The organism is Bradyrhizobium sp. WSM1253 (assembly GCF_000244935.1).
Lineage (GTDB): Bacteria > Pseudomonadota > Alphaproteobacteria > Rhizobiales > Xanthobacteraceae > Bradyrhizobium > Bradyrhizobium canariense.
On sequence record NZ_JH600073.1, the window covers coordinates 4836818 to 4860777 of the forward strand.

A 23960-nucleotide genomic window follows, 5' to 3' on the forward strand; every position below is an offset into this window, starting at 1 on the left:
ATAACGGGTGCAAGCGCTTACGCGTTGCCCGCGGCCCGGAATTGCGCGCCGGTGCGCTGCAGGTTCTGTGGCAGGCTGAACAGCACCGCCTTGCGGTCGGCAACCGCCGCATGGAACTGGTCGAGCGCAATGTTGAAGGCGGTGAGCGCGCCTTCCTCGATCGCGCCGTGGTCGTAGCAGCGCAGCGTGTCGCGCAGGATCTCGTCGGCCTCGGTCTGCATCTGATCGAGATCTTCGGTCGTTTCGCTCTTTCGAGCGGCGGTGATCATGTCGAGCAGCCGCTCGCGCAGATGGCTGTTGTTGTCGCGCTCGTCCTTCTTCAGATAGCCTGCAAACCAGGCGCCGATCGAGCCCATGGCCGAGAGCGCCATCAGGGTCCACCAGATGTAATCGCTGTATCTGTCGAGGAAGGTCTTTTCCTCGCCGTCGACGAAAGCGGCGGCGCCGGGATGCACGGGAATCACCGCATCCTTGTCGGTGTCGGGCGTTTCGATCTTCGCCGCCAGCGGGAATTCCGTCACCAATTGCTGGCGCACGGAGAACAGCTGGCGCGTGAACGCCGCGATGGTGGTTTCGGACACAGTTTTGCGCGCCACGATGTGGTGCGAGAAGCTGATGGTCTTGACCTCGTCGTCGGGGCGATCGGGCGAGCCGCCGTAAGTGCCCGCGGGAATTTCGGCCGCTTCATAGACCGGATGATTTTGCGCGATCGCATCCGCGGAATCGATCGCGAGAAAGGTTGGCGTGCCGAAATCCTTGGTGGAGGCGGCGATCGCCTCGGACGTGATCTTGCTGTTGACGGGACCGGCCGCGAGATAGGCATCAGCCCTCTGGGCCTTGATCGCCTCGACGGCTTCGCTTGCCGGGTATTGCACGATCTCGACCTTGGCGGGATCGACGCCGTATTGCTGCAGGATCACCTTGAGCAAATTGACGTTGGCCTGGGTGCGGCCGACCACGCCGACCCGATGTCCGGCGAGCTGCGCGATCTTGGTGATCTTCGGACCCTTCTTCTTGCCCTTGCCGGACACGGACCACAGCACCACGACGTTCTTGCGCAGGGTCGCAACCGCTTGCGCGTTCTTCGGTACGTCGACGTCGCCGCGCACGATGGCGAGGTCGGCCTTGCCTTCCGCGAGCAGATTGGCGCTGGCGGTGGCGCCGTCGGTCTGGATCGGGCGCAGCCGCACAGAACTCTTGTGCTGCGCGAAGGCCTGGGTCAGTGCCTGCACGACCTTGACGTCATCGCTATTGGCGGGGCCGACCGCGATCTTCAGCGTCACCGGCCGCATGGCAAAATAGTAGCCGCCGGCGAGCGCGCCAACGATCGCGAGCACCAGCGCGAGAGTCACGAGCGCCGTCTTCCGCGCCGATGATCGCGGCGAGGGCGGGGTGGGCGCTTCGGCCAGGTCCAATCCCCCGGTCATCGATCTCCCGAACGGTCGCTTGAGGCTCAGTTTCATCTTGGCCGGCGATTTACGCCCGCAAGTGTAGCAAATTTCTTGTCCGGCAGGGTTACATCTCCGTCATGGTTAGCGGATGGGGTCTAATCCCGTATGAACCCGGGGCGTCGGTGCGGTGTTAAGGTAAAGTTCCCCTGAAGGACGGAGGCGATGATGGCAGAACGGCTCTCGGCGGAGGCGCGCAGGCAGGCGCTGGGCGGACTACCTGATTGGACCGAGGTTCAAGGACGCGACGCGATCGGGAAAACCTTTGTCTTCAAGGATTTCAACGAGGCGTTCGGCTTCATGACGCGCGCGGCGCTGGTCGCCGAGAAGATGGACCACCACCCCGAATGGCGCAATGTCTACAAGACGGTGGAGGTGGTGCTGTCGACCCACGACGCCGGCGGCGTCACCGCGCTCGACATCGCGCTCGCCAAGGCGATGAACGCCATCGCCAAGCTGACACCAGGCTGACGTCTTGCAGGGCCCGGCCGCGTCCCCATCTTGTGATCAGCACGGGATGCGGCGATCTGCCGCCCCAGGCTGGAACGGGGAGTTTGCCGAAAATGGCCGCCGAACACAGCGTCGGTTTCGAGCCGGCCGACCGGCTCGCGGAAGATCGTGAGAGCGTGCGGCGCCGCTTCTGGCGCAAGCTGAAGCGTGTCGCCGCGCAACTACCGTTCGCGGAGGATCTGCTCGCCGCCTATTACTGCGCCTTCGACCGGCAGACGCCGCGCCATGTCCAGGCGTCGCTGCTCGGGGCGATCGCTTATTTCATCCTGCCGTTCGATTTCGTCCCCGACGTGATGCCGATCCTCGGCTTCACCGATGACGCCGCCGTGCTCGCCACTGCGATCCGCATGGTCGCCAGCCACATCACGAACGAGCATCGCGAAGCCGCCCGCGCCGCGCTGAAGCGCGGGGTGGATGAGGTGGACGTGGAAGCCGCGCAGTAGCTGTCGCCGCATACTCCGCTGTCATTCCCCGCGAAGGCGGGGAATCCAGTACGCCGCGGCCGCCTTCCGATTGAACCATAACCGTCTCGGAATGCTGTCATCGCCCGCCTTCGCGGGCGATGACAGCTGTGGATGACTGCTCGCTACTTCTTTTCCGCCTGCGCCTGCGCCTTTTCCGCGTCCCACGCCTGGAATTGCTTGAACAGCGTTTCCTTATCCGCGTCGGACACTTTTGCGGCCGAGGGGCTCTGTTGCAGGAACGCCTCGAAGCGTTGCCGCGTCACCGGTTCGACGCCGTGGCGGTTGAGCCATTGCTGCGCCACCGGCAATCTGTTCCAGCCCGCCAAGGGCGCCGCGAGCGAGACCTCCTTCCACTTGGGATGGAAAGGCGGGTTCTGCAGCGTCGGGAACTTCGTGAAGAACGCGTCCACGTACAATGCAAGCTTGCGGTAGCGCTCGGTGTTGGGCGCCCAGTTGTAGGCCGCGAGCACCGCCGGCACCGCGATGGTGTCCACGCTCTCGCCCTCCTTGACTAGGTTCGGATAGTCCTTGGCGGTCAGCGTCGCCGGCAGATAGTCGCTCTGGAGGGGCTTTGCATAGTCCACGGTCGCAAGGTGGAAGCGGCCGTCATTGCCGAAGGTCGAAACGGACTTGTACGGTTTGCCGCCGACCACGATGACGGCGTCGATCTCGCCGGCCTTCAGTTTCTCCATCGCGATGCGCTGCTCGACATAAACGAATTTCGCCTTGATCCCGAGCCGCTCGAACACGGTGAGCGCGGTGACGAAGGTGCCGCCGTTCGGCAGATCGACGCTTACAGTTTTGCCTTCCAGATCCTTGAGTGTCGCGACCGCTTTTGGCGCGATCACCTGCATCTCCTCGTTGTAGAGCTTCGTCACATAGGTGAATTGCTTCTTGATGTCCTTGGCAAAACCTTTGCGCTCGAGATAGTCGAGCGTATCCGCGCGCACGATTCCGAGATCGACGCCTTGCAGGAACAGGATGTCGGCAACGCTCTGCACCGAGCCTCGGCCGACGATTGGCAACACACGAATCCTGTTGCCGTCGTCGAGCACGGAGGCGAGGTCGGCGCCGAATTGCACATAGGTGCCGCCGATCGTGCCGGTGATCAACGTCACGGTGTTGGCGTTCAGCGACTGCTTGGTCGAGCTCGAACCGAACTGGAAGATGGCTTTCAGGCTGTCAGAGACCTTGGCCGGATCATATTCGGTCTGCTCGGCGCGTGCCGCGAAGGCACAGATCGTCATGATGGCGGCAAGCGCCATTCTCAAAGCGTTACGCATGATATCCCCTAAAGAGTTCTAGTTCTGAAGCTGGGCGAGGCGTTGCCGCGCCTCCGCCGATCCAAGGCCTGCGGCCTTTTGGTACCAGTCGCGCGCGGCGGTCGCGTCGGCAGCAACGCGCCGCGCGTCGCTCGTGCCCAGCACCGCCGGGTCATAGGTTTGCGCGAGCAGAAATGCAGCCGTTGCATCCTGTGCATTGGCGGCGCGTTCGAGCAGCAGGCGCGCCGCGGCAATGTCGCCGACCGCCAACAGACCGTTCGCGCGCGCCATCAGCCCAGCCAGTGTGTCGGCATCGAGCGTCTTGGCGGGCGGTGGGGGCGCAGGCGGCGCGGCGACTGGCCCGGGCGCCTGGGCTTGCAGCGCGGTTTGATAGGCAGTCGCAATCGCTTCGCGGCTCGGAGCTGAGGCTGCGGGGAGATCCTGCGCGTCAGCGCTCGCCAGCCTCGTGTTGCCCAAGCGCGCCGGGTCCTTGTACGCGGTCTGAGGCCTGTCCGGCACGTCGGCCGACGCCATGGCCTGGTCCAGCTCGGCACCCGTCGGGCTGGCAGCGTCGGCGGCGAAGAGATTGCGGAGACTGGGCTGAAACAGCGCGGCCGCAACGGCCAGCGTGGATGCGACGAGAACCGCCGCGAGAACAGGCGGGACAAATCTGAGCCGGGGACTCAACGCCCGCGCCGTATATTCGGCTGAATCCGGCACACCGAGCGGATCGGACAGGAACAGTGGAATTGGATCTTCCGGTGACAGATCGACCCGCGCGGCGCGCGCACGGATATAGGACGCGACGGCCGGATGTGATGCAGTTTGATCGGAATCGACCGATCTCGATTCCCTGGACGGGCGGTACGCCGTCGTCTCCATGGTGATGCTCCCCCTTACTAACGCAACGCTGGGGCATCCCGGCTTCAGTCTTTTTGTTGTTGTCCAGAAATGCCCCGCAAACTGGAGCCGGTAAATCGCCGTCTGAATCAGCCCAAAAAAAGTCGGCGGCTTGCGCGAATCGGGAGATATTTGGGTTTGATTGGGGCGAGGCGAAGGAATGCCCCGCAATTTTGTCGGTAATGGTTGAGGGGGATTGATCCGGCGGCGGCGCGGACACTGCCTGTCCCGCGCTCGCTGTCATTCTCCCCGAAGGCGGGAATCCAGTACGCCGCGGCTTCTCGATTCAATGACTGACGTCTCGGAGTACTGGATCGCCCGGTCAAGCCGGGCGATGACAGTTGAGCTCGTGGCGAGCGGCCGTACCGACACACGCCACGCCGCATAGCCTCACGGATGCAGGATCACCTTGCCCATGGCCTGACGTCCCGCCAGCACCTTCAGCGCATCCGCAGTCTGTGCCAGCGGGAAGACGCGATCGACATGCGAGGAGATCTTCCCCTCCGCTGTCCACTTCACGAGCTTCTCGAGATTGGCGCGGTTCTTTTCCGGGTTAAGTCGGGTCCACGCGCCCCAGAACACGCCGCGGATGTCGCAGCCCTTCAGCAGCGCGAGGTTCAGCGGCATCTTCGGAATGTCGCCGGCGGCAAATCCGATCACGAGGAAGCGGCCTTCCCAGGCAATCGAGCGTAGCGCCTGCTCGGCATAGGTGCCGCCCACGGGATCGAAGATGATGTCGACGCCCTTGCCGCCGGTGAGCTTTCGCAAGCCTTCCTTCAAATCTTCCTTGCCGTAATTGAGCGTGAGTTCTGCGCCGTGCGCCTTCGCGAATTCGAGCTTCTCGTCCGACGACGCGCAGGCGATCACCTTCAGGCCCATCAGCTTGCCGAGCTCGCACGCGGCAAGTCCGGTGCCGCCGGCGGCGCCGAGCACCGCGAGCGTCTCGCCCGGCTTCGGGCTCGCGCGATCTTCCAGCGCATGCAGCGCGGTGCCGTAGATGATGATGATGCCGGCCGCGCGGTCATAATCGAGATTGTCGGGGATCTTCACGATCGATGCCGCAGGCAGCGCGATCTTTTCGCGCGCGCCATTGTGGCCGCAGGAGGCGACGACGCGATCGCCGACCTTCAGATCGGTTACGCCGGGGCCGATGCTCTCGATCACGCCCGCGACTTCGGCGGCCGGCGAGAACGGGAACGGCGGCTTGATCTGGTACTTGCCCTGGATCATCAGGATATCGAAGAAGTTCAGCGCCGCAGCCTTGATCGCGATCACGGCTTCGCCGGGACCGGCCACCGGATCCGGCACGTCGGCCAGAACGAGATCGTCGGGCTGGCAATATTGCGAGCAGAGGATGGCTTTCATGGCGGCACCTTCTTGAGAAGTGAAGTACTGGGCGTTTCGAGTGGATTTATAGTTTGCCCGTTTCTGCCGGATTTAGGTGCGGGCGACAATCCGGTTTCTTTGTCTATTAGACCGCACCGGCCTATCCTCTCGTCATTGCGAGCGCAGCGAAGCAATCCAGAATCCGTGCCGCGGAAATAGCCTGGATTGCTTCGCTGCGCTCGCAATGACGGGAAGACAGAAAGGGAGGATTCAAACCATGTTTGAAACAGGCCTGCTCAAGGACAAGCGCATCCTCGTCACCGGTGGCGGTTCAGGTCTCGGTGCTGCGATGGCGCGCCGCTTCCTCGCGCTCGGCGCTGAACTCGTGATCTGCGGCCGCAAGGTCGATCGGCTCGAGGCGGCGGCGAGCGAGATGCGCGAAGAGATCGGCGGCAAGGTCGCGACGATCGCCTGCGATATCCGCGATGGCACCGCCGTCGAGAGCATGATGGACGCCATCTGGCGCGAGGCGCCGCTCGATATTCTCGTCAATAACGCGGCTGCGACTTTCATTGCGCAGAGCGAGCATCTCTCATTCCGCGCCGCGGATGCGATCCTCGCGCCGACGCTGCATGGTGCGATGTATTGCACGCTTGCCGCCGGCAAGCGCTGGATCGACGGCAAGCATGGCGGCGTCGTGCTCTCGATCCTCTCGACCTCGACCATCACCGGCCGCGCCTTCACCGTGCCATCGGCGATGGCGAAGTCGGCCGTGCTGGCGATGACCAAAAGTCTCGCCGTGGAATGGGGCCCGAAGGGCATCCGCACCGTCGCGATCGCGCCGGGACCGTTCCCGACCGCGGGCGCCTCGGGTCAGCTCCGCCCCGAGGGTCGCGACGAAGGGTGGGCCGCGCGCAACCCGATGGGACGCGCCGGCGAGCACCGCGAGCTTGCCGACCTCGCCAGCTTCCTGGTCTCCGACCGTGCCGGCTACATCAACGGCGAGATGGTGGTGATCGACGGTGGCGCGCATTTGCGCAGCTCAGGCGCCGAGGATTTGTTGCGCTGGACCGATGCGCAATGGGCGGAGCAACGCGCGGCGCGATCCCGGGCCTAGTCGCCTCGACCTTCGCTAACTGCCTTCCCAAATTGGACTTTCCCGGCTATCCCTGCCGCGGGGACAATGCGCGACCGGGCCATCTTCCAGTCACAATATTGAGGGAACCACTCCAGCATGTGGCGGGTGCTGATTTTAGCTTTGATGACGGGCGTGGCGGCCTGTGGAATCGTCGATTCCGCGCGGGCGCAGACGGCGCAGCCCGCGCCCAAAACTGCACCGAAAGAGGCCGCGCCGAAATCGGCTGCGCCGGCGACCAATACGACTGGAAAGACGGCTGCAAAGCCCGAGAGCAAGCCAGTGGCTCCGCACGCGGCGGTTGCGGGCGGCGCAGAGCCAACCCTGATTGGTCAGTTCGGCACCTGGGGCGCCTATTCGGCCGCGCCCAACGGCAAAAAGGTCTGCTTCGCGCTGGCCAAGCCGTCGTCGTCGAAGACCAACCCGCCGAATCGGCCGCGCGATCCTGCCTATGCCTTCGTCTCCACCCGCCCGGCGGAGAAGGTCAACAACGAAGTCTCGGTCATGATCGGCTACGCACTGAAGCCGGGCTCTGAATCGTCGGTCGAGGTCGGTGGCGCCGCTTTCGCCATGTACTCGCAGGGCGACGGTCTCTGGATCAAGAATGCGGCCGAGGAAGAGCGGATGGTCGAGGCCATGCGCAAATCCGCCGATCTCGTGGTCAAGGGCGTCTCGTCCAAGGGGACCGAGACCACCGACACGTTCTCGCTGAAGGGCCTCGCCCAGGCGCTCGACAAGATCGCGCAGGATTGCAGGCGTTAAGCCTGCGGTCGATAAGGTCGCAATCGGCGGTTCCGGTTGCTATATAGGGCGGACTAGACTTTCTCCCGTCATTCCGGGGCGCGCGAAGCGCGAACTATGGTGCGCAATTGCGCACCTGAGAATCTCGAGGTTCCGGGTCTGGTCCTTCGGACCATCCCGGAACGACCACCTAATCAGGCCATTCAATGCAACCGATGACCGAGCCGCACAACGCAACGCTGGTGGAGAAGACTCCGCTCGAAACCTATGTGCCGCCGGCGAGGCCCTCGCTGATCGGCCTGTCGCGCACCGAGCTTGCCGATCGCCTCGGCGAGATCGGCGTTGCACCGGCGCAGCGCAAGATGCGTGTGCAGCAGCTGTGGCACTGGATGTATTTCCGTGGCGCCCAGAACTTCGAAGAGATGACCTCGGTCTCGAAGGGCATTCGCGCCGAGCTCGCGCAACATTTCACCGTCGACCGGCCCGAAGTCGTGGCCGAGCAGATCTCCAACGACGGCACCCGCAAATGGCTGCTGCGGCTGCCGAGCGGCGACAATGTCGAGCGGGCGCATGAAGTCGAGTGCGTCTACATCCCCGAAACCGATCGCGGCACGCTGTGTGTGTCCTCCCAGGTCGGCTGCACGCTGAACTGCTCCTTCTGCCACACCGGCACGCAGCGCCTGGTGCGCAACCTCACCGCCGGCGAGATCGTGGGACAGGTGATGGTCGCACGCGATCGTCTGAACGACTGGGCCGATCGCGAAGACGGTACGCGTCGCGTCACCAACATCGTGATGATGGGCATGGGCGAGCCGCTCTACAATTTCGAAGCGGTGCGTGACGCCCTGCTCATCGTCGGCGACAACGAAGGCATCGGCATCTCCCGCCGCCGCATCACGCTGTCGACTTCGGGCGTGGTGCCGAACATCGTGCGCGCGGGCGAGGAGATCGGCGTCATGCTCGCGATCTCGCTGCATGCGGTGCGCGACGAGCTGCGCAACGAGCTGGTGCCGCTCAACCGCAAATATCCGATCAAGGAATTGCTGCAGGCCTGTCGCGACTATCCCGGCGCCTCGAACGCGCGTCGCATCACCTTCGAATATGTGATGCTCAAGGGCGTCAACGATTCGCTCGATGACGCCAAGCTGCTGGTGAAGATGCTCAAGGGCATTCACGCCAAGATCAATCTGATCCCGTTCAACCCCTGGCCCGGCACCGCCTATGAATGCTCGGACTGGGACCAGATCGAAAAGTTCTCCGAATACGTCTTCAACGCGGGCTATTCCTCGCCGGTGCGCACCCCGCGCGGCCGCGACATTCTCGCCGCCTGCGGCCAGCTGAAGTCGGAGACCGAAAAACTCTCCGCCAGGGAACGCCAGACGCTGCGCGCCATGGCGATGACAGACTAGCTTGGTAGGTGCACTGTGTTGCTTCCCCGTCATTGCGAGGAGTGCAGCGACGAGGCAATCCAGACTGCCTCCGCAGACGCATTCTGGATTGCTTCGCGTCGCTCGCAATGACGGTAACGTTGGCTTCCTCTGCATGTCCTTGATCGGCCGCCTCATCGTCATCTTCATCGGCTTTCTCGCCGCCTGCTTCGTCGGCGGCATGATCGTCGTCATCGCGCTGTTGTTTCCGGAGTTCGCCGATCTCGGCGCCGGTCCCGTCGATCAGGGCACGATCGACATCCTGCTCGGGTTCGGTTTCATCTTCGTCTCTGGCTTTGCGCTTGTGCCGGCGGCGGTGATCGTCGCGATCACCGAGGCGCTCTACATCCGCAGTGCTCTCACCTATGCCGTCGGCGGCGGCCTCGTCGGCCTCGCCTGCTATCTCGGCCTCATTCCCTTTCACTCCGACACCTTGCAGTTCGAAGGCATCGTGCGCCGCCATCTCGAGATCATGACCGGCGCCGGCATCGTCGCCGGTGTCGTCTACTGGCTGATCGCCGGTCGCAATGCCGGTGCCTGGCGCAATCCGCCGCTGCCGCGTAAGCCGCCTCCGCCGCTGCCCTCGAATTCAAGGCCGGATTGAGGTGCCGTCATTGCGAGGAGCGAAGCGACGAAGCAATCCAGACTATCGCCGCGGATGGATTCTGGATTGCTTCGCTTCGCTCGGAATGACGGATTCCGGGGTTTTCATCCCCTTCCCACTCGGCTAAACCGCGCGCCATGAACCGGACCGGACTCTTCATTGCCCTGGCGCTGTGGCTCGTGATCGGCGTCGTTTTCGGCCTTTATCCCGAGCTTGATCTCAAGCTCGCCGCGCTGTTCTTCGACCCTGAGACCAAGACATTTCCGCTCAAGCTGAACGGCTGGGCCAGCTTTGCGCGGGACGCCGCGATGTGGGTTGCCTGGGCGTTCGTGCTGCCTGCGCTGGTCGCGCTTGTGGTCAAGATGTTCAAGCCCGACCGGCCGCTGATGGTCTCGGGGCGCGCGATCGTCTTCCTGCTGGTCACGATCATCGTGTCGGCCGGCATCCTCACCAATTTCGCCTTCAAGTCCTATTGGGGCCGGCCGCGTCCGGTGGTGGTGACGCAGTTTGCCGGCGACCAGCAATTCGTGCCGTGGTGGGACCCACGCGGCGGTTGCGCGCGCAACTGCTCGTTCTTCTCGGGCGAGGGCGCGACCGCGTTCTGGACGCTGGCGCCGGCCGCATTGGCACCGCCGCCGTGGCGCCCGCTCGCTTATGCCGGAGCCGTGGTGTTCGGCCTCGTGACCAGCGGCCTGCGGATGGCATTTGGCGGCCACTTCTTCACCGACGTGTCGATCGCCGGCCTCGTCACCTTCGTCGTGATCTGGTTTGCCTACGCGCTGATTTACCGCTGGCCGCGGACCCGGTTTTCGGACGAGGCGGTCGATGCCGCCTTGACCCGCCTGAACATGCCTGCCTACCGGCTGCGCCAGCGCCTGTTCGGCCGCAAGACGGGGCCCGAGCCGTCAGTTTGAGCCATTAAAGGGGTGCCGAGCCCCGCGAAATTTGATATTCGCGCGGTCAACCCGTGAAACGACATCCGCCCTTCGAGACCGATTGGAAGCCCCATGACCACGATCCTGAAAAGCCTGCCCAAGGGTGAGAAAGTCGGCATCGCTTTTTCGGGCGGCCTCGACACGTCAGCGGCGCTGCTCTGGATGAAGCAGAAGGGCGCGCGCTGCTACGCCTATACCGCCAATCTCGGCCAGCCCGATGAGGCCGACTACAACGAGATTCCGCGCAAGGCGATGGAGTTCGGCGCGGAGAAAGCGCTGCTGGTCGATTGCCGCACGCAGCTCGTCCATGAAGGCATCGCCGCGATCCAGTCCGGCGCCTTTCATATCTCCACCGGCGGCATCACCTATTTCAACACCACGCCATTGGGGCGCGCCGTCACCGGCACGATGCTGGTCGCGGCGATGAAGGAGGACGGCGTCAACATCTGGGGCGACGGCTCGACCTTCAAGGGCAACGACATCGAGCGCTTCTATCGCTACGGCCTGCTGACCAATCCGGGCCTGCGCATCTACAAGCCCTGGCTCGACCAGCAGTTCATCGACGAGCTCGGCGGCCGCGCCGAGATGTCGGCGTTCATGACGGCGCAGGGCTTTGCCTACAAGATGAGCGCCGAGAAGGCATATTCGACCGACAGCAATCTGCTCGGCGCGACGCACGAGGCCAAGGATCTCGAAAGCCTCGACAGCGGCATCAAGATCGTCAACCCGATCATGGGCGTGCCGTTCTGGCGTGACGACTGCAACGTCAAGGCCGAGAAGGTCGTGGTGCGATTCGAGGAAGGCCAGCCGGTCGCGCTGAACGGCCAGACCTTCTCTGATCCCGTCGCGCTGTTCCTCGAAGCCAACGCGATCGGCGGCCGCCACGGCCTCGGCATGAGCGACCAGATCGAGAACCGCATCATCGAGGCCAAGAGCCGCGGCATCTATGAAGCGCCCGGCATGGCGCTGCTGCACATCGCCTATGAGCGCCTCGTCACCGGCATCCACAACGAAGACACCATCGAGCAGTACCGCATCAGCGGCATGCGCCTGGGACGTCTGCTCTATCAGGGCCGCTGGTTCGATTCGCAGGCCCTGATGTTGCGCGAGACCGCGCAGCGCTGGGTCGCCCGCGCCGTCACCGGCGAGGTCTCGCTGGAGCTGCGCCGCGGCAACGACTACTCGATCCTCAACACGGAAAGCCCGAACCTGACCTATGCGCCGGAGCGGCTTAGCATGGAAAAGGTCGAGGACGCGGCGTTCACGCCGGCCGATCGCATCGGTCAGCTCACCATGCGCAACCTCGACATCAACGATACCCGCGCCAAGCTGAAGCTCTACAGCGACACGGGCCTGCTGTCGGGCAGTGAAGGCTCGCAGATCTTCCGGCTGGAGAACGACAAGGGCTGAAGCGTAGGGTGGGTTAGCGCAGCGTAACCCACCTCTTCTGTCTCTGCGGATACGAACAGTGGCGGGTTACGCCTTCGGCTAACCCACCCTACAAGCAAAACAAAAATGGCCGGGATTGCTCCCGGCCATTTGCGTTTGTGCGTGCCGTTACCGCGGCGGCGCGGTGCCGGGCGGGGGCGGCGGCAGCGAAGCCTGGCCGCCGTTGAGCAACGGCGTGATGTTGCGGACGGTGACGCGGCGGTTGATCGCGCTCGGTCCTTGCGTCTGCTCCTTCAGGTACTGCTCGCCATAGCCCTGCGACGTCAGGTTCTCGGACGGCACACCGAATTGCTGGGTCAGCAATTCGGCCGCGGCCTGCGCACGACGATCCGACAATGACAAATTGTCGACGTCGTTGCCGACCGCGTCGGTGTGACCTTCGATCAAGAACACCACGCGCGGGTTGGCCTGGATCGCACGGTTAAGACCGTCGGCGATCGACTGCAGCTTCGCCGCCTGGTCTGGTGGGATGGTCCACGATCCCGTCTCGAAGTTGATCGTGTTGAGGTCGATGCTCGGCATCTGCATGCGAACATTGGGGCTGTAGCGGATCTCGTCGAGTGTGTAGCGACGGTTGATCCGCTGCACCGGCGGCGCCACCATCGTCTGATAGATCACGTCCGGCGACGCCTCCTCGGCATCGACGATATAGCGATCGTAGGGAATGTTCACGACGGGCGGCGGAGCGTCGACATAGAAACCGCCGACCGACTGCGGATCGCGGTAGCTGTTATCGATGATGACGAGCTCGCGCCCGGCCGGGTCCCTGCGGATTCGCCGCAGCAGCCGACCGTCCGGACCGACAACAGTAACGATCTCGCTGCCGTCGGGACGGATCACCACGGTGCGGGTATCGGCGCCGACAGTCTCGGTGCGGATGTCGCGGGCGCCATAGCGGAAGCGATAGAGATCGTTGCCGCGGACGTATGTCTGCCCACCCGGATCGCGGATGATGATGCGGTCCGGCTCGGTGTAGACGGTGCGGCCGCCTTCGATGCTTTCGCGGCGCTGGTTGCGGTAGTCGGCGATGGTGGCGCCGATCACGGCACCGGCAACGACACCTGCACCGATCGCGAGCGGTGTCAGGTCACGCTGCGGCGGACGCGGCGGTGGCGGCAGGGGCGTGGTCGTCGTGGGCGCGGCGCGGAAGGCCGGCGCAACCGTGGGCGTCGCGTATTGCGCCCTGTTGGGCGGCGGGGTCGCAGCCGCCGAGCCCGGGACGGTGCTCGGTGCTGCGGCGCCGGCGGGGGGAGCCGGCGGCCGGGGCGGGGCAGCTGTCTGCGGCTGGGTCGGCGGAGCTCCGGCAGCGGGCGCGCCAGCAGCGGGTGCACCACCCTGGCGTCCCGGGGGCGATGTCACGGCGCCACCGGGGGCCGGCGTCGTTGTCGGGGCAGGGGTTGCGCCGGGCGCGGGCGTTGCGCCCGGTGCCGGCGTTGCGCTCGGCGCGGGACCCGGACGGCCGGACGGCGTCGGGGTGGCCCCTGGCGCCGGTGTCGTCGTTGGAGCGGGCGTGGCGCCTGGAGCCGGTGTTGGTGATCCCGCCGCCGAGGGCGCACGTCCGCCGGGGGTCGGCGCACCGGGACGGCCAGTCGGCGGCGTTACTGCCCGGAGCCGGCGTCGCGGTCGGCGCAGGAGTCGCGGTCGGTGAAGGTGTACTTGTCGGTGCAGGTGTGGCGGCCGGAGCGGGCGCGCCCGGTCGCACCGTCGGCGCGGGCGCAGGCGACGGTGTCCCCGTGGGCGCCGGCGCGGGATGGCCTTGAGGAGTTGCTGCCGGTGGCGGCGGTGGTGTCGGGTGAGCCGCAGGCGGCGGAGGCGTGGGTGCGTGCTGCTGCGGAGCCGCGGCGGGCGGCGGCGCTGGAGGCGTGGGAGCCGGGCGTGCCGCGGGCGGTGCAGGAGGCGGCGCATGCTGTTGCGGAGCCGCAGCCGGGGGCGGCGCAGGCGGCTTCGGGGCGGCAGGCGGCGGTGGGGGCGGCGGCGGTGCCGGACGAGCCGCAGGTGGCGGCGGAGGCGGCGGCGGTGCTGCTGGGCGCTGCGGAGCGGCCGCCGGCGGAGGCGGCGCGGGCGGATGGGGCGGTGCAGCTGCGGGCGGCGGTGCGGTCGGACGCGCGGGCGCCGCAGGCGGCGGTGTAGCCGGGCGCGCGGGCGCTCCCTTCGGCGGCTCCTTCGGTTTTCCGTCAGGGCCGGTCTCTTGTGGCTGCGCCTGCGCGATCACGAGCGGCGGCGCGCCTTGCGCATGTGATGCGGAGCTTGCGAACTGCATCGCGGTCAGAGCCGTGGTGGCAAGCAGCACGAAACGAAGATTAGTCATGATGGTGAACTTCCCCGGAAGGTTCTTTGACGAAGTGTTGGGATGAACAGCTACGCGTTAGGCCGGATTGTGGCGGACGAAGCCGACGCGGCGCGATTTATTTCTGCACGCAAATCACCTCACTATAGTGACGTTCATTGCGCATTCAGACGCAGGTTGCAATTGCCTCCGATGTGATACCTCGCCTCATGCGCGATCCCGCGGCGGACTTGCATCCGTCGCAGGATTCGGCGTGAGCGGCCCGTTCGGCCCGCGCGATGGAATCTCTTCAGGCATGCGGCCCGGCAGTTCGTCGGGTGGCGTCGGCGCGCCGGGCTCGCGCACCGGCGGCGCGATTTCAGGCTGCGGATTGCCCGGCGGAATCCCCGGCGGCGGCTCGGTGGGCGTGCCCGGCGTCGACGGCGGAATCTCGGGCGGCTCGATCGGCATTACATCGAGACCTTGCGGTTGTCGCCGAGATCGGGCCGCGTGTTCGTCACCGCCGCGGCCGCCATCTTCACATAGGAGATCACCGTGCCGGGCGAATCCCAGAACTCGGCATCGTCAGGCGTGACCTTGAGCACGCGAATGTTGGGATCTTCCGCAGAGTCCCACCACGCCTTGGCCGGCGTCGCGAACAGCTCCTTGATCTTCGCACGGTCATTGGAGACCACGGCAGTGCCCGTCAGCGACACGTATTTTTGGCTGCCCGCATCCGCGAACGACAGGTTGATGGACGGATTGCGCGCGATCTCATCGTCCTTGTGACGCCGCGCGTCGGTGAGGAAATAGATCGTGTCCGCGTTGCGATCGAGATAGGCGCTCATCGGCCGCGCGCGGAGCTTGTCGCCATCGCGCGTCACCAGCATCGCGAATCCGATCGACTTCATCAGATCCCACACGCGATCCAAATCGCGATCGACGTCGCGAGCATTGTCGTTGGCCATGTCGTGCTCCTTCTTGCAAGGGACGACAACGGCGGGCGCGGAACGAGGTTCCGGCCGCAAGAAGGAACTTTATCTATTCCGGCGCGTGGCAAACCGCCTCGATGTTGTGTCCGTCGGGATCGAGCACGAAGGCGCCGTAATAGGTTGGATGATAATGCGCCCGGATCCCGGGCGGCCCGTTGTCGCGCCCGCCCGCCGCGATCGCCGCCTTGTAGAACGCATCCACCGTGGCGCGGTCTTTCGCCAGAATCGCGACATGCACCGGCTTGTTCAGCGCGCCCTCGCCGCCGATCCAGAAATCCGGCTTGCCGTCGGCGCCGAAGCCGGCGGCCGGATCGTGTCCGGTCTGCTCCTGCGTGACCTCCATGATCAGGCTGTAGCCGAGCGGCGCCAATGCCTTGGCGTAGAACGCCTTGGCGCGCTCATAGTCGGAGACCGGGAAGCCCATATGGTCGATCATCGCAACCTCCGTCGTTCGTCGTCAGCGCGACAGGAACGTATTGCTCCGCGTCTTGCGCGCAACCACAAAGCCGCGCGCGACCATGTCAGCGATACAATCGTCCCGCCATTCCTTTTGTGACAAATGCTCGATCACCACCGCGCGCGGCCATAGCGATTGCGGCGCGTCGCGGAAGAAGCCGATCAGCACGCGATCCTCGAAGCCCTCGACGTCAATCTTCAATGCGTCCACCTTGGTGATGCCGGCCTCGTCGAGAATGCGCGTCAACCGCAGCGAGGGTACTTTGATCGCCTCCGCGCTGGCCGTGCCGGTGACGACATGCGTGGCGCCGAGATTGCCGCCGCCGCTCTCGATCATCAGCTCGCCGTCGCTGTCGCCGGCGGCCGCCTGCACCAGGCGCACCTGCGTCGCTTTCGATGCGGCCTGGTTGAACGAGAGCCGTCCAAACGTCATCGGATGCGGCTCGATGGCGACCACTTTGCCTGATGGCCCGACCTGTCGCGCCATCACCAGCGCAAAGGTGCCGACATTGGCACCGACATCGACGAACACGCCGCCGTCCGGGGTGTGCTGGCGCAGGAAGTCGAGCTCGTCGAGATTGTAATCGGGATTGAACAGCGCGCCGCGCTCGGTCGCGCTGCCCTGGTGATAGAAGCGGAACGATGCGCCCTGGTATTGCACGTCGACGGGACCACTGCGCAGCAGGTTCACCAATCGCGAAAGCCACGGCCGGAACGCTCCGCGCTTCAGCCGCGACTGTGTCGCGAGGCGAATGATCGCGGCCTGCGCCGCATTCGGCGCAAACGCGCCGAACGGCGCGGACGAAGGGGCATTGTCGGTCGCCAAGTCAAAGTCCTCGTTGCAAGCGGCGCATGCATAGCCGGTTTTGCCGGGGACTCCAATCGTTCACGAGGGGTCGGTAGCCCGGATGGAGCGCAGCGCAATCCGGGTTTCGCCTCTCGATGGACTGTCCCGGATTGCGCTGCGCTCCATCCGGGCTACAGCTGCTAGCCTCACGCCGCCTTTTTCGGCGCCTTGCGCTGGCCCAGGAATCGCCCGAGCAGCTTGCGCTTGCCCTTGCGCGGGATCAGGTCGATATCGCTGACGAGTTTTGCACCGCCCTTGCGGCGCTCCAGCACGATCTTGCGGCTGTGAAAGGCCTCCAGCTCGACACGATGCGCGACGCTGACGATGGTGGCCTTCGGCAGCTCGTCGGTGACCATCTTCATCATCTTGTCCTGGCTCTTCTCGTCGAGCGCCGAGGTGGCCTCGTCGAGCACGACGATATCAGGGCTGTGCAGCAACAGCCGCGCAAAAGCGAGACGCTGCTTCTCGCCGCCAGACAGCGTCTGGTCCCACGGTGCTTCTTCCTCGATCTTGTCCTTGAGATGGTCGAGACCGACCTTGTGCAAGGCCTCGCCGATCTCCTCGACGGTCCAGTCATCTTCCGCGCCGGGATAGGCGACCGCGCGGCGCAAGGAGCCTGATGGCACGTAGGGTCGCTGCGGCAGCATGAACAGCCGCCGGTCGGGATGGAAATTGACGCTGCCGCCACCCCATGGCCAGAGCCCGGCGATGGCGCGTACCAGCGTGCTCTTGCCGGTGCCGGATTCGCCGGCCACCAGGAGCCGCTCGCCAGCCTCGATCACCACCTCGGTCTCGCCGACCACGGCGGTACCGTCATCAAGCGTGACGGAGAGGTCGTTCAGCTCCAGCATGGCGTCGTTGCTGGTCTCCCCACGCTTGATGCGACCGATTCCGTCGCCCTGCTCGGCGCGCTCGAGGCCGTCGAGCGACATCATCAGCGAGGCGATGCGGCGAGCGCAGGCATTCCAGTCGGCGAGCCGCGGATAATTGTCGACCAGCCAGCCGAACGCGCTCTGCACGATGGTGAAGGCGGAAGCCGCCTGCATCACCTGCCCCAACGTCATGCTGCCGTCGAGGAATTTTGGCGCGCAGAGCAGGAGAGGGACCACGGGAGCAACAAGACTCGATCCCTGCGACACCAGCGTGGTGCGCATGTGCTGGCCCGCCAGTCGCGCCCATTGCCGCAGTACATTCGTGAAGTTGCGGTCGATGCCGTCGCGCTCTTCCTCCTCGCCGCCGAGCAGCGCGATGCTCTCGCCATTCTCGCGCACGCGCGTCAGCGTGTAGCGGAAATCGGCCTCGGCCTGGTTCTTGTCCTCGGAGACCTGCACGAATTGGCGGCCGATCACCAGGATCGAGCCCGATGCGATTCCCGCATAAAGCATCGCGGCGATCACCAGGAAGCCGGGAATGGTCACCGACCATCCCGCGAGCGTGACGGTGAGCGCGCCGCCGATGGTCCAGAGCACGACGATGAAGGTCGCGGCCGACAGCAGCGCGGACGTCACGCCGGCGAGGAAATCCACCGGCGAATCGGTCGCGACGCGCAGATCCTCCGCGATCCGGTATTCCGGATTCTTGTGGTCGCCGCTGACGAGATTGAGCTGGTAATAGCGGCCGTTGCCGAGCCAGCGCGTCAGCACGCTGGCCGTCAGCCACGCCCGCCAGCGCCGCTGGATGCCCATGCGTGCGAACACTTGCGCCACGCCGAGCACGATGCTGCCGATCGCGAGCGGGAAGAACACCGCGGTGAGATGGAAGACGGTGGACGCCTCGCGTTTTTCGATCGCGTCGAAGATCGCCCGATTCCAGACGTTGATGCCGTATTGGAAGCCGACCGTCAGGACGATCAGCACGCCGAGGCCGATCGAAAACGGCCACGCCAGCCGGTCGCCGTTGCGGCCCCAGAAGCCGCGCGCGCTGATCCAGAAGCGGGTGAGGAGGTAGTCCTTGCGGGCCTGCTCGGCCTCTTCGGGCGATTGCTCCGGGTCGGGCTCGACCAGCTCGGGCGGCGGCGGAGCCTCTTCCTCGCCGGTCTCGCCGACGATTTCGACGATGGGCGGCTTCTTGCCCGATTCGCGCTTTCTGGCCGGCTTTTGCATGGCCGGATAACGCAAGCTAAATCAAAAGGTTCCACTCGGTTCCGAGTGTCGGATCATTCGGCGGCGCCGTCGCGCACCCGGCGTCGCGCGAGCCGGTGCAGCACGCGCGATAGCTGATCGATCGCATAGGGCTTCTGCACGAGCTCGAAATCGACCTTGCCGTCCTGGGACAGCGCCTCGCTGTAGCCGGTGGTCAGCACGACCGGCACGCCGATGCCGCGCTCGCGGACTGCCTGCGCGAGATCGAGCCCGGTCATGCCGGGCATCACGATGTCGGAGAAAACGACATCGAAGCGATCGGGCTCCATGACCAGCTCGGCGAGCGCATCAGTTGCATTGTCGATCAGCGTGATGCTGTAGCCGAGCTCGGTGAGGCCGTCGGCCGCGAAATTGGCGAGCTCGATATTGTCCTCGACCAGCAGCACCGACATGCCGCTACCGGCCACAGCCGGGGCCGTGTTCGGTGCCTGCCGCTGCGGCAGCAGGTGCGGCGCCACGCGCGGCAGATAGAGCGAGAAGGTGCTGCCGTGGCCCACTTCGCTGGTGACTGTCACCTCGCCGCCGGACTGCCGGGCGAAGCCGAACACCTGCGACAGGCCGAGACCGGTGCCGTGGCCGACCTGCTTGGTGGTGAAGAACGGCTCGAAGATGCGCTCGAGCCTCGCAGCCGGAATGCCGATGCCGGTGTCGCTGACGGCAATGCCGACGAAGCCATGTTTGTCAGCAAGCTCATGTTTGCCGGAAAGCTCAGGGTTGCCTGAAAGCTCAGGGTTGGCTGAGACGGGAGCCCGCGTGTCCGCAATCGTCGCCGCGGCCTCGACCTCGAAAACGATCCTGCCCTTGCCGTGCATGGCATCGCGCGCATTGGTCGCCATGTTGATCAACGCCGTCTCGAACTGGCTCGCATCGGCATTGACGAGACAGGGCTCGGCCGGCAGCCGCATCGCAATTTCGATCGCGGGTCCGAGCAGCGTCGCGAGCATGTCGTGCAGCGACTGCAGCCGCGCGCCGACGTCGAACACTTCCGGCTTCAAGGTCTGGCGCCGCGCAAAGGCGAGCAGCTGCGAGGTCAGCTTGGCCGCGCGCCCGACCGCGTCCGCGATGGCGGTGATGTAGCGCTGGCGCCGCTCCTCGCTCAGCTGCGGCCGGTTCAGCAGGTCGACAGAGGCGCGAATCACGGTCAGGAGGTTGTTGAAGTCGTGCGCGACGCCGCCGGTGAGCTGGCCGAGCGCCTCCAGGCGCTGGCTGTGCTTGAGCGCCTCCTCGGCTTCGCGCCGCGCGGCGGCCTCGGCCTGAAGATGCTGGGTGCGCCGGAACGCGAACGCCAGCAGCAGAAACAGCAGCGCGGTGGCGGGAATACCGAACACCAGATGCTGGCCCATGGTGGCGAACCAGCGCGCGCGGATTGCCGAGGTCTCCAGCCCCGCGCTGACATAGATCGGGTATTCGGCGATGCGTCGGTAGCCGATGCGCCGCTCGACCTCGTCCGATGGCCAGGCGATGGTGATGAGGCCATGCTCGGGGTGAGCTGCGATGCTGCGGCCAACCGGCCCGTTAGGATCGAGCCTGAGGTCGCGGTCCAGCCGCGGAAGATGCGCCAGCACCACACCGTCGGTGCGTGCCATGGCGAGGAAGCTGCCGGGATCGGAGCCGATCCTGGCATAAAAGCTCTCGAAATATTCCGGCAGGACGGAGGCCTGGATCACGCCGATGAAGCTGCCGTCGTCGGAGCTGCGGCGGCGGCTGACCCCGAAGAAGCGCGCGCCCTGATAGGGCTGGCGCGGCGTCAGGGGAACGCCGATGTAGCTGCCGATGCTCTGGTCGACATGGGCGGCAAAGTAATCACGGTCCGCAAAGCTCTGCGCCGGCGGCGGCGATGCCAGGCTGTTGACCAGCGACTTTCCGTCCGCATCGAAGATCCATGCCGATTTGAGCTGCGGCAGCGAATCGGTCAGTTGCTTCAGGCGGCGGTGCAGGGCCGGTTCGCGCGAGCGGATGATTTCGTCGGGCATGTCGCGCACCACCTCGTTGATCTCGGCGAGGCTGCGGTCGATGGTCTCGAACACCTTGAGCGCATGCTCGTGCGCGACATCGAGGGTGCGCTCGATTTCGCGGTCGGCAATATCTTTTGTCGAGGTGTAGGAGATCGAGGCGGCGATCGCGAACAGTGCAATCGGCAGCGCCAGGGACGCAGCCATCATCCACTGCAGCAATCTCAGCGAATTGCGTTGTGCGCCCTGCACGGTCGCTCCGGTCCCACGCCGGAGAGCTTACTTGAATTTCGCGCCGGGAAGGAAGCGGCTTGTAGCTGGAACCAGAGGTTGCAACTCGTCGGCTTGCCCGCGCAGGGGCGGAGGCGAAATCTACTGGAAGACGCGCCCGCCGTAGAATGCCCCGGCCGTTCCGGCCGGGGATCGCAGCATGAATGACGCCTAGATCTGGCGCTCGACCATCTTGAGCTTGAGCTCCGCGATGGCCTCCGCCGGGTTGAGGCCCTTCGGGCAGGCCTTGGCGCAGTTCATGATGGTGTGGCAGCGATAGAGGCGGAACGGGTCCTCGAGATTGTCGAGCCGCTCGCCGGTCGCTTCATCCCGCGAATCCGACACCCAGCGGTTGGCCTGGAGCAGCGCGGCGGGACCGAGATAGCGCTCGCTGTTCCACCAATAGCTCGGGCACGAGGTCGAGCAGCAGGCGCAGAGGATGCACTCGTAGAGGCCGTCGAGCTTCTCGCGGTCCTCGTGGCTCTGCTTCCATTCCTTCTGCGGCGTCGGCGAGGTCGTCTTCAGCCACGGCTCGACCGAAGCGTACTGCGCATAGAAATTCGTGAGGTCGGGGATGAGGTCCTTCACGACAGGCTGGTGCGGAAGCGGATTGATCTTCACCGCGCCGTCCTTCACGTCGTGCATCGAGCGGGTGCAGGCCAGCGTGTTCTGGCCGTCGATGTTCATCGCGCAGGAGCCGCAGACGCCTTCGCGGCACGAGCGGCGGAAGGTCAGCGACGGGTCGATGTTGTTCTTGATCCAGATCAGACCGTCCAGCACCATCGGCCCGCAATCATGGGTGTCGACGTAATAGGTGTCGACGCTCGGATTCTTGCCGTCGTCCGGATTCCAGCGATAGACGCGGAATTCACGGACCTCGGTCGCGCCCGCGGGCTTCGGCCACGTCTTGCCGCCGCTGATCTTGGAGTTCTTCGGAAGTGCGAATTCAACCATTTCGATAAAGCTTTCGCTGTTCGCTCAGTACATGCGCGCCGTTTAGTAAACGCGAGCCTTGGGCGGGATGTACTGGACGTCGTTGGTCATGGTGTAGTCGTGAACCGGGCGGTACTCGATCTTGACCTTGCCGGAATCTTCCAGCCAGGCCAGCGTGTGCTTCATCCAGTTCTTGTCGTCGCGCTCGGAGAAGTCCTCGCGGGCATGCGCGCCGCGGCTCTCGGTGCGGTTGGCGGCCGAGTTCATCGTCACCACCGCCTGCGCGATCAGATTGTCGAATTCGAGCGTCTCGATCAGGTCGGAATTCCACACCAGCGAGCGGTCGGACACGGCGATGTCGGTGATGCCGCTATGGACCTTCTCGATCAGGTTCTGGCCTTCGCTCAGGATGTCGCCGGTGCGGAACACCGCGCAATTGTTCTGCATCACGTGCTGCATGCCTTCGCGCAGCTTCGCGGTCGGCGTGCCGCCGGAGGCATAGCGATAATGATCGAGCCGGCCGAGCGCCAGGTCGGACGAATTCGCCGGCAGCTCCGGCTGGCTGGCGTTCGGCGTGAGCTTCTCGGCGAGGCGCAGCGCCGCGGCGCGGCCGAACACGACAAGGTCGATCAGCGAGTTGGAGCCGAGGCGGTTGGCGCCGTGCACGGAGACGCAGGCGGCTTCGCCGATCGCCATCAGGCCGGGGATGATGGCGTTGTCGTCGCCGTCCTTCTTGGTCAGCACTTCGCCGTGATAGTTCGTCGGGATACCGCCCATGTTGTAGTGCACGGTCGGCACGATCGGGATCGGTTCGCGCGTCACGTCGACATTGGCGAAGATCTTTGCGGATTCCGAGATGCCCGGCAGGCGTTCGGCCAGCACCGCGGGATCGAGATGATCGAGATGAAGGAAGATGTGGTCCTTCTTCTTGCCGACGCCGCGCCCCTCCCGGATCTCGATGGTCATTGCGCGCGAGACGACGTCACGCGAGGCCAGATCCTTGGCGGAGGGCGCATAGCGCTCCATGAAGCGCTCGCCCTCGGAGTTGACGAGATAGCCGCCTTCGCCACGCGCGCCTTCGGTGACGAGACAGCCCGAGCCGTAGATGCCGGTCGGGTGGAACTGCACGAACTCCATGTCCTGCATCGGCAGGCCGGCGCGCAGCACCATGCCGCCGCCATCGCCGGTGCAGGTGTGCGCCGAGGTGCAGGATGCATAGGCGCGGCCATAGCCGCCGGTCGCCAGAATCACGGACTGGGCGCGGAAGCGGTGCAGCGTGCCGTCGTCGAGCTTGAGCGCGATGACGCCGCGGCAGGTGCCCTGGTCGTCCATGATCAGGTCGATGGCAAAGAACTCGATGAAAAACTCGGCCGCGTGGCGCAGCGACTGGCCGTACATCGTGTGCAGCATGGCGTGGCCGGTGCGGTCGGCGGCGGCGCAGGTGCGCTGCGCCTGGCCCTTGCCGTAGTCCAGCGTCATGCCGCCGAACGGGCGCTGGTAGATCTTGCCGTCTTCGGTGCGCGAGAACGGCACGCCCCAATGCTCGAGCTCGTAGACCGCCTCGGGCGCGTTGCGCACCATGTATTCGATCGCGTCCTGGTCGCCCAGCCAGTCCGACCCCTTCACGGTGTCGTACATGTGCCAGCGCCAGTCGTCCTTGTGCATGTTGCCGAGGGACGCCGAGATGCCGCCCTGCGCCGCGACGGTGTGCGAGCGGGTCGGAAACACTTTGGTGATGCAGGCGGTGCGGAGGCCGGCTTCGCTGCAGCCGACCACGGCGCGCAAGCCCGCGCCGCCGGCGCCGACCACGACCACATCATAGGTGTGGTCTTCGATCGGATAGGCTTTGCCGTTGGTGGCGGGAGCGCCGTTGCCCTTGCCATTGGTCTCTGTGGCCATGGG

At 65.3% G+C, this 23960-nt stretch carries 22 protein-coding genes; 9 read left to right on the top strand and 13 right to left on the bottom strand.

Going from position 1 to position 23960, the window contains the following annotated elements; translation table 11 throughout:
* Positions 1-17: 17 nt before the first annotated feature.
* The gene (locus BRA1253DRAFT_RS24350) at positions 18-1463 is read right to left on the bottom strand and encodes a TAXI family TRAP transporter solute-binding subunit (RefSeq protein WP_051058441.1); all 1446 of its coding nucleotides are present in this window, start codon (positions 1461-1463) and stop codon (positions 18-20) included.
* A gap of 153 nt (positions 1464-1616) precedes the next feature.
* Between BRA1253DRAFT_RS24350 and BRA1253DRAFT_RS24355 the strand changes: the two genes are divergently transcribed.
* Together BRA1253DRAFT_RS24355 and BRA1253DRAFT_RS24360 are read left to right on the top strand one after the other, a co-directional pair.
* On the top strand, positions 1617-1919 hold the full coding sequence (locus BRA1253DRAFT_RS24355) for a 4a-hydroxytetrahydrobiopterin dehydratase (RefSeq protein WP_007598746.1): 303 nt from the start codon (positions 1617-1619) through the stop codon (positions 1917-1919).
* Between the two features lie 92 nt (positions 1920-2011).
* Complete coding sequence (locus BRA1253DRAFT_RS24360; RefSeq protein ID WP_007598747.1) at positions 2012-2401, top strand: YkvA family protein; 390 nt, start codon at positions 2012-2014, stop codon at positions 2399-2401.
* A gap of 143 nt (positions 2402-2544) precedes the next feature.
* On the opposite strand, the gene BRA1253DRAFT_RS24365 is transcribed toward BRA1253DRAFT_RS24360, so the two are convergent.
* The 3 genes from BRA1253DRAFT_RS24365 to BRA1253DRAFT_RS24375 all read right to left on the bottom strand — a co-directional run bounded on the left by BRA1253DRAFT_RS24365 (position 2545) and on the right by BRA1253DRAFT_RS24375 (position 5949).
* Positions 2545-3705 carry a TAXI family TRAP transporter solute-binding subunit gene (locus BRA1253DRAFT_RS24365; RefSeq protein WP_007598749.1) on the bottom strand — a complete coding sequence of 387 codons (1161 nt, stop codon included), beginning with the start codon at positions 3703-3705 and terminating at the stop codon, positions 2545-2547.
* Between the two features lie 18 nt (positions 3706-3723).
* Entirely contained in the window at positions 3724-4755 is a 1032-nt protein-coding gene (locus BRA1253DRAFT_RS24370; RefSeq protein ID WP_245285958.1) for a hypothetical protein, read from the bottom strand.
* A 219-nt stretch (positions 4756-4974) separates the two neighbouring features.
* Positions 4975-5949, bottom strand: a complete 975-nt coding sequence (locus tag BRA1253DRAFT_RS24375; RefSeq protein ID WP_007598751.1) for an NADPH:quinone oxidoreductase family protein — start codon at positions 5947-5949, stop codon at positions 4975-4977.
* Between the two features lie 238 nt (positions 5950-6187).
* Between BRA1253DRAFT_RS24375 and BRA1253DRAFT_RS24380 the strand changes: the two genes are divergently transcribed.
* The 6 genes from BRA1253DRAFT_RS24380 (at position 6188) to argG (ending at position 12162) form a co-directional block, all read left to right on the top strand.
* A complete protein-coding gene (locus tag BRA1253DRAFT_RS24380) occupies positions 6188-7027 on the top strand; it encodes an SDR family oxidoreductase (RefSeq protein ID WP_007598756.1) in 840 nt (279 codons plus the stop codon).
* 117 nt (positions 7028-7144) lie between these two features.
* Positions 7145-7807, top strand: coding sequence for an invasion associated locus B family protein (locus tag BRA1253DRAFT_RS24385; protein WP_007598757.1), 663 nt, complete (start codon positions 7145-7147; stop codon positions 7805-7807).
* A 185-nt stretch (positions 7808-7992) separates the two neighbouring features.
* Complete coding sequence (rlmN, locus tag BRA1253DRAFT_RS24390) at positions 7993-9195, top strand: 23S rRNA (adenine(2503)-C(2))-methyltransferase RlmN (protein WP_007598759.1); 1203 nt, start codon at positions 7993-7995, stop codon at positions 9193-9195.
* Between the two features lie 133 nt (positions 9196-9328).
* Positions 9329-9817 (top strand): hypothetical protein, encoded by a 489-nt coding sequence (locus tag BRA1253DRAFT_RS24395; RefSeq protein ID WP_007598761.1) that lies wholly within the window; start codon positions 9329-9331, stop codon positions 9815-9817.
* A gap of 137 nt (positions 9818-9954) precedes the next feature.
* Positions 9955-10731, top strand: coding sequence for a phosphatase PAP2 family protein (locus tag BRA1253DRAFT_RS24400; RefSeq protein ID WP_007598763.1), 777 nt, complete (start codon positions 9955-9957; stop codon positions 10729-10731).
* A gap of 93 nt (positions 10732-10824) precedes the next feature.
* Positions 10825-12162 carry an argininosuccinate synthase gene (gene argG, locus BRA1253DRAFT_RS24405; protein WP_007598765.1) on the top strand — a complete coding sequence of 446 codons (1338 nt, stop codon included), beginning with the start codon at positions 10825-10827 and terminating at the stop codon, positions 12160-12162.
* Positions 12163-12309: 147 nt separating this feature from the next.
* Here argG and BRA1253DRAFT_RS46235 read toward each other — a convergent pair whose 3' ends face one another.
* Positions 12310-13560 (bottom strand): OmpA family protein, encoded by a 1251-nt coding sequence (locus tag BRA1253DRAFT_RS46235; RefSeq protein WP_007598766.1) that lies wholly within the window; start codon positions 13558-13560, stop codon positions 12310-12312.
* A gap of 285 nt (positions 13561-13845) precedes the next feature.
* Here BRA1253DRAFT_RS46235 and BRA1253DRAFT_RS46240 point away from each other — a divergent pair, with 285 nt between their 5' ends.
* Complete coding sequence (locus tag BRA1253DRAFT_RS46240) at positions 13846-14331, top strand: hypothetical protein (RefSeq protein WP_007598767.1); 486 nt, start codon at positions 13846-13848, stop codon at positions 14329-14331.
* Positions 14332-14695: 364 nt separating this feature from the next.
* Here the strand turns inward: BRA1253DRAFT_RS46240 and BRA1253DRAFT_RS24425 are convergent, their stop codons facing one another.
* From BRA1253DRAFT_RS24425 to sdhA, 8 genes are all read right to left on the bottom strand, one after another.
* Positions 14696-14938, bottom strand: coding sequence for a hypothetical protein (locus BRA1253DRAFT_RS24425; protein ID WP_007598768.1), 243 nt, complete (start codon positions 14936-14938; stop codon positions 14696-14698).
* The gene (locus BRA1253DRAFT_RS24430; RefSeq protein ID WP_007598769.1) at positions 14938-15435 is read right to left on the bottom strand and encodes a pyridoxamine 5'-phosphate oxidase family protein; all 498 of its coding nucleotides are present in this window, start codon (positions 15433-15435) and stop codon (positions 14938-14940) included. The genes BRA1253DRAFT_RS24425 and BRA1253DRAFT_RS24430 overlap by 1 nt, the downstream gene beginning before the upstream one ends.
* A gap of 73 nt (positions 15436-15508) precedes the next feature.
* Positions 15509-15895 carry a VOC family protein gene (locus BRA1253DRAFT_RS24435; protein WP_007598770.1) on the bottom strand — a complete coding sequence of 129 codons (387 nt, stop codon included), beginning with the start codon at positions 15893-15895 and terminating at the stop codon, positions 15509-15511.
* Between the two features lie 21 nt (positions 15896-15916).
* Positions 15917-16741 carry an FkbM family methyltransferase gene (locus tag BRA1253DRAFT_RS24440; protein ID WP_007598771.1) on the bottom strand — a complete coding sequence of 275 codons (825 nt, stop codon included), beginning with the start codon at positions 16739-16741 and terminating at the stop codon, positions 15917-15919.
* 167 nt (positions 16742-16908) lie between these two features.
* The gene (locus tag BRA1253DRAFT_RS24445; RefSeq protein WP_007598772.1) at positions 16909-18864 is read right to left on the bottom strand and encodes an ABC transporter ATP-binding protein/permease; all 1956 of its coding nucleotides are present in this window, start codon (positions 18862-18864) and stop codon (positions 16909-16911) included.
* Between the two features lie 53 nt (positions 18865-18917).
* Entirely contained in the window at positions 18918-21107 is a 2190-nt protein-coding gene (locus BRA1253DRAFT_RS24450; protein WP_007598773.1) for a hybrid sensor histidine kinase/response regulator, read from the bottom strand.
* A 189-nt stretch (positions 21108-21296) separates the two neighbouring features.
* Positions 21297-22079 carry a succinate dehydrogenase iron-sulfur subunit gene (locus tag BRA1253DRAFT_RS24455; RefSeq protein ID WP_007598774.1) on the bottom strand — a complete coding sequence of 261 codons (783 nt, stop codon included), beginning with the start codon at positions 22077-22079 and terminating at the stop codon, positions 21297-21299.
* 42 nt (positions 22080-22121) lie between these two features.
* Complete coding sequence (gene sdhA, locus BRA1253DRAFT_RS24460; RefSeq protein WP_007598775.1) at positions 22122-23957, bottom strand: succinate dehydrogenase flavoprotein subunit; 1836 nt, start codon at positions 23955-23957, stop codon at positions 22122-22124.
* Positions 23958-23960 lie beyond the last annotated feature (3 nt).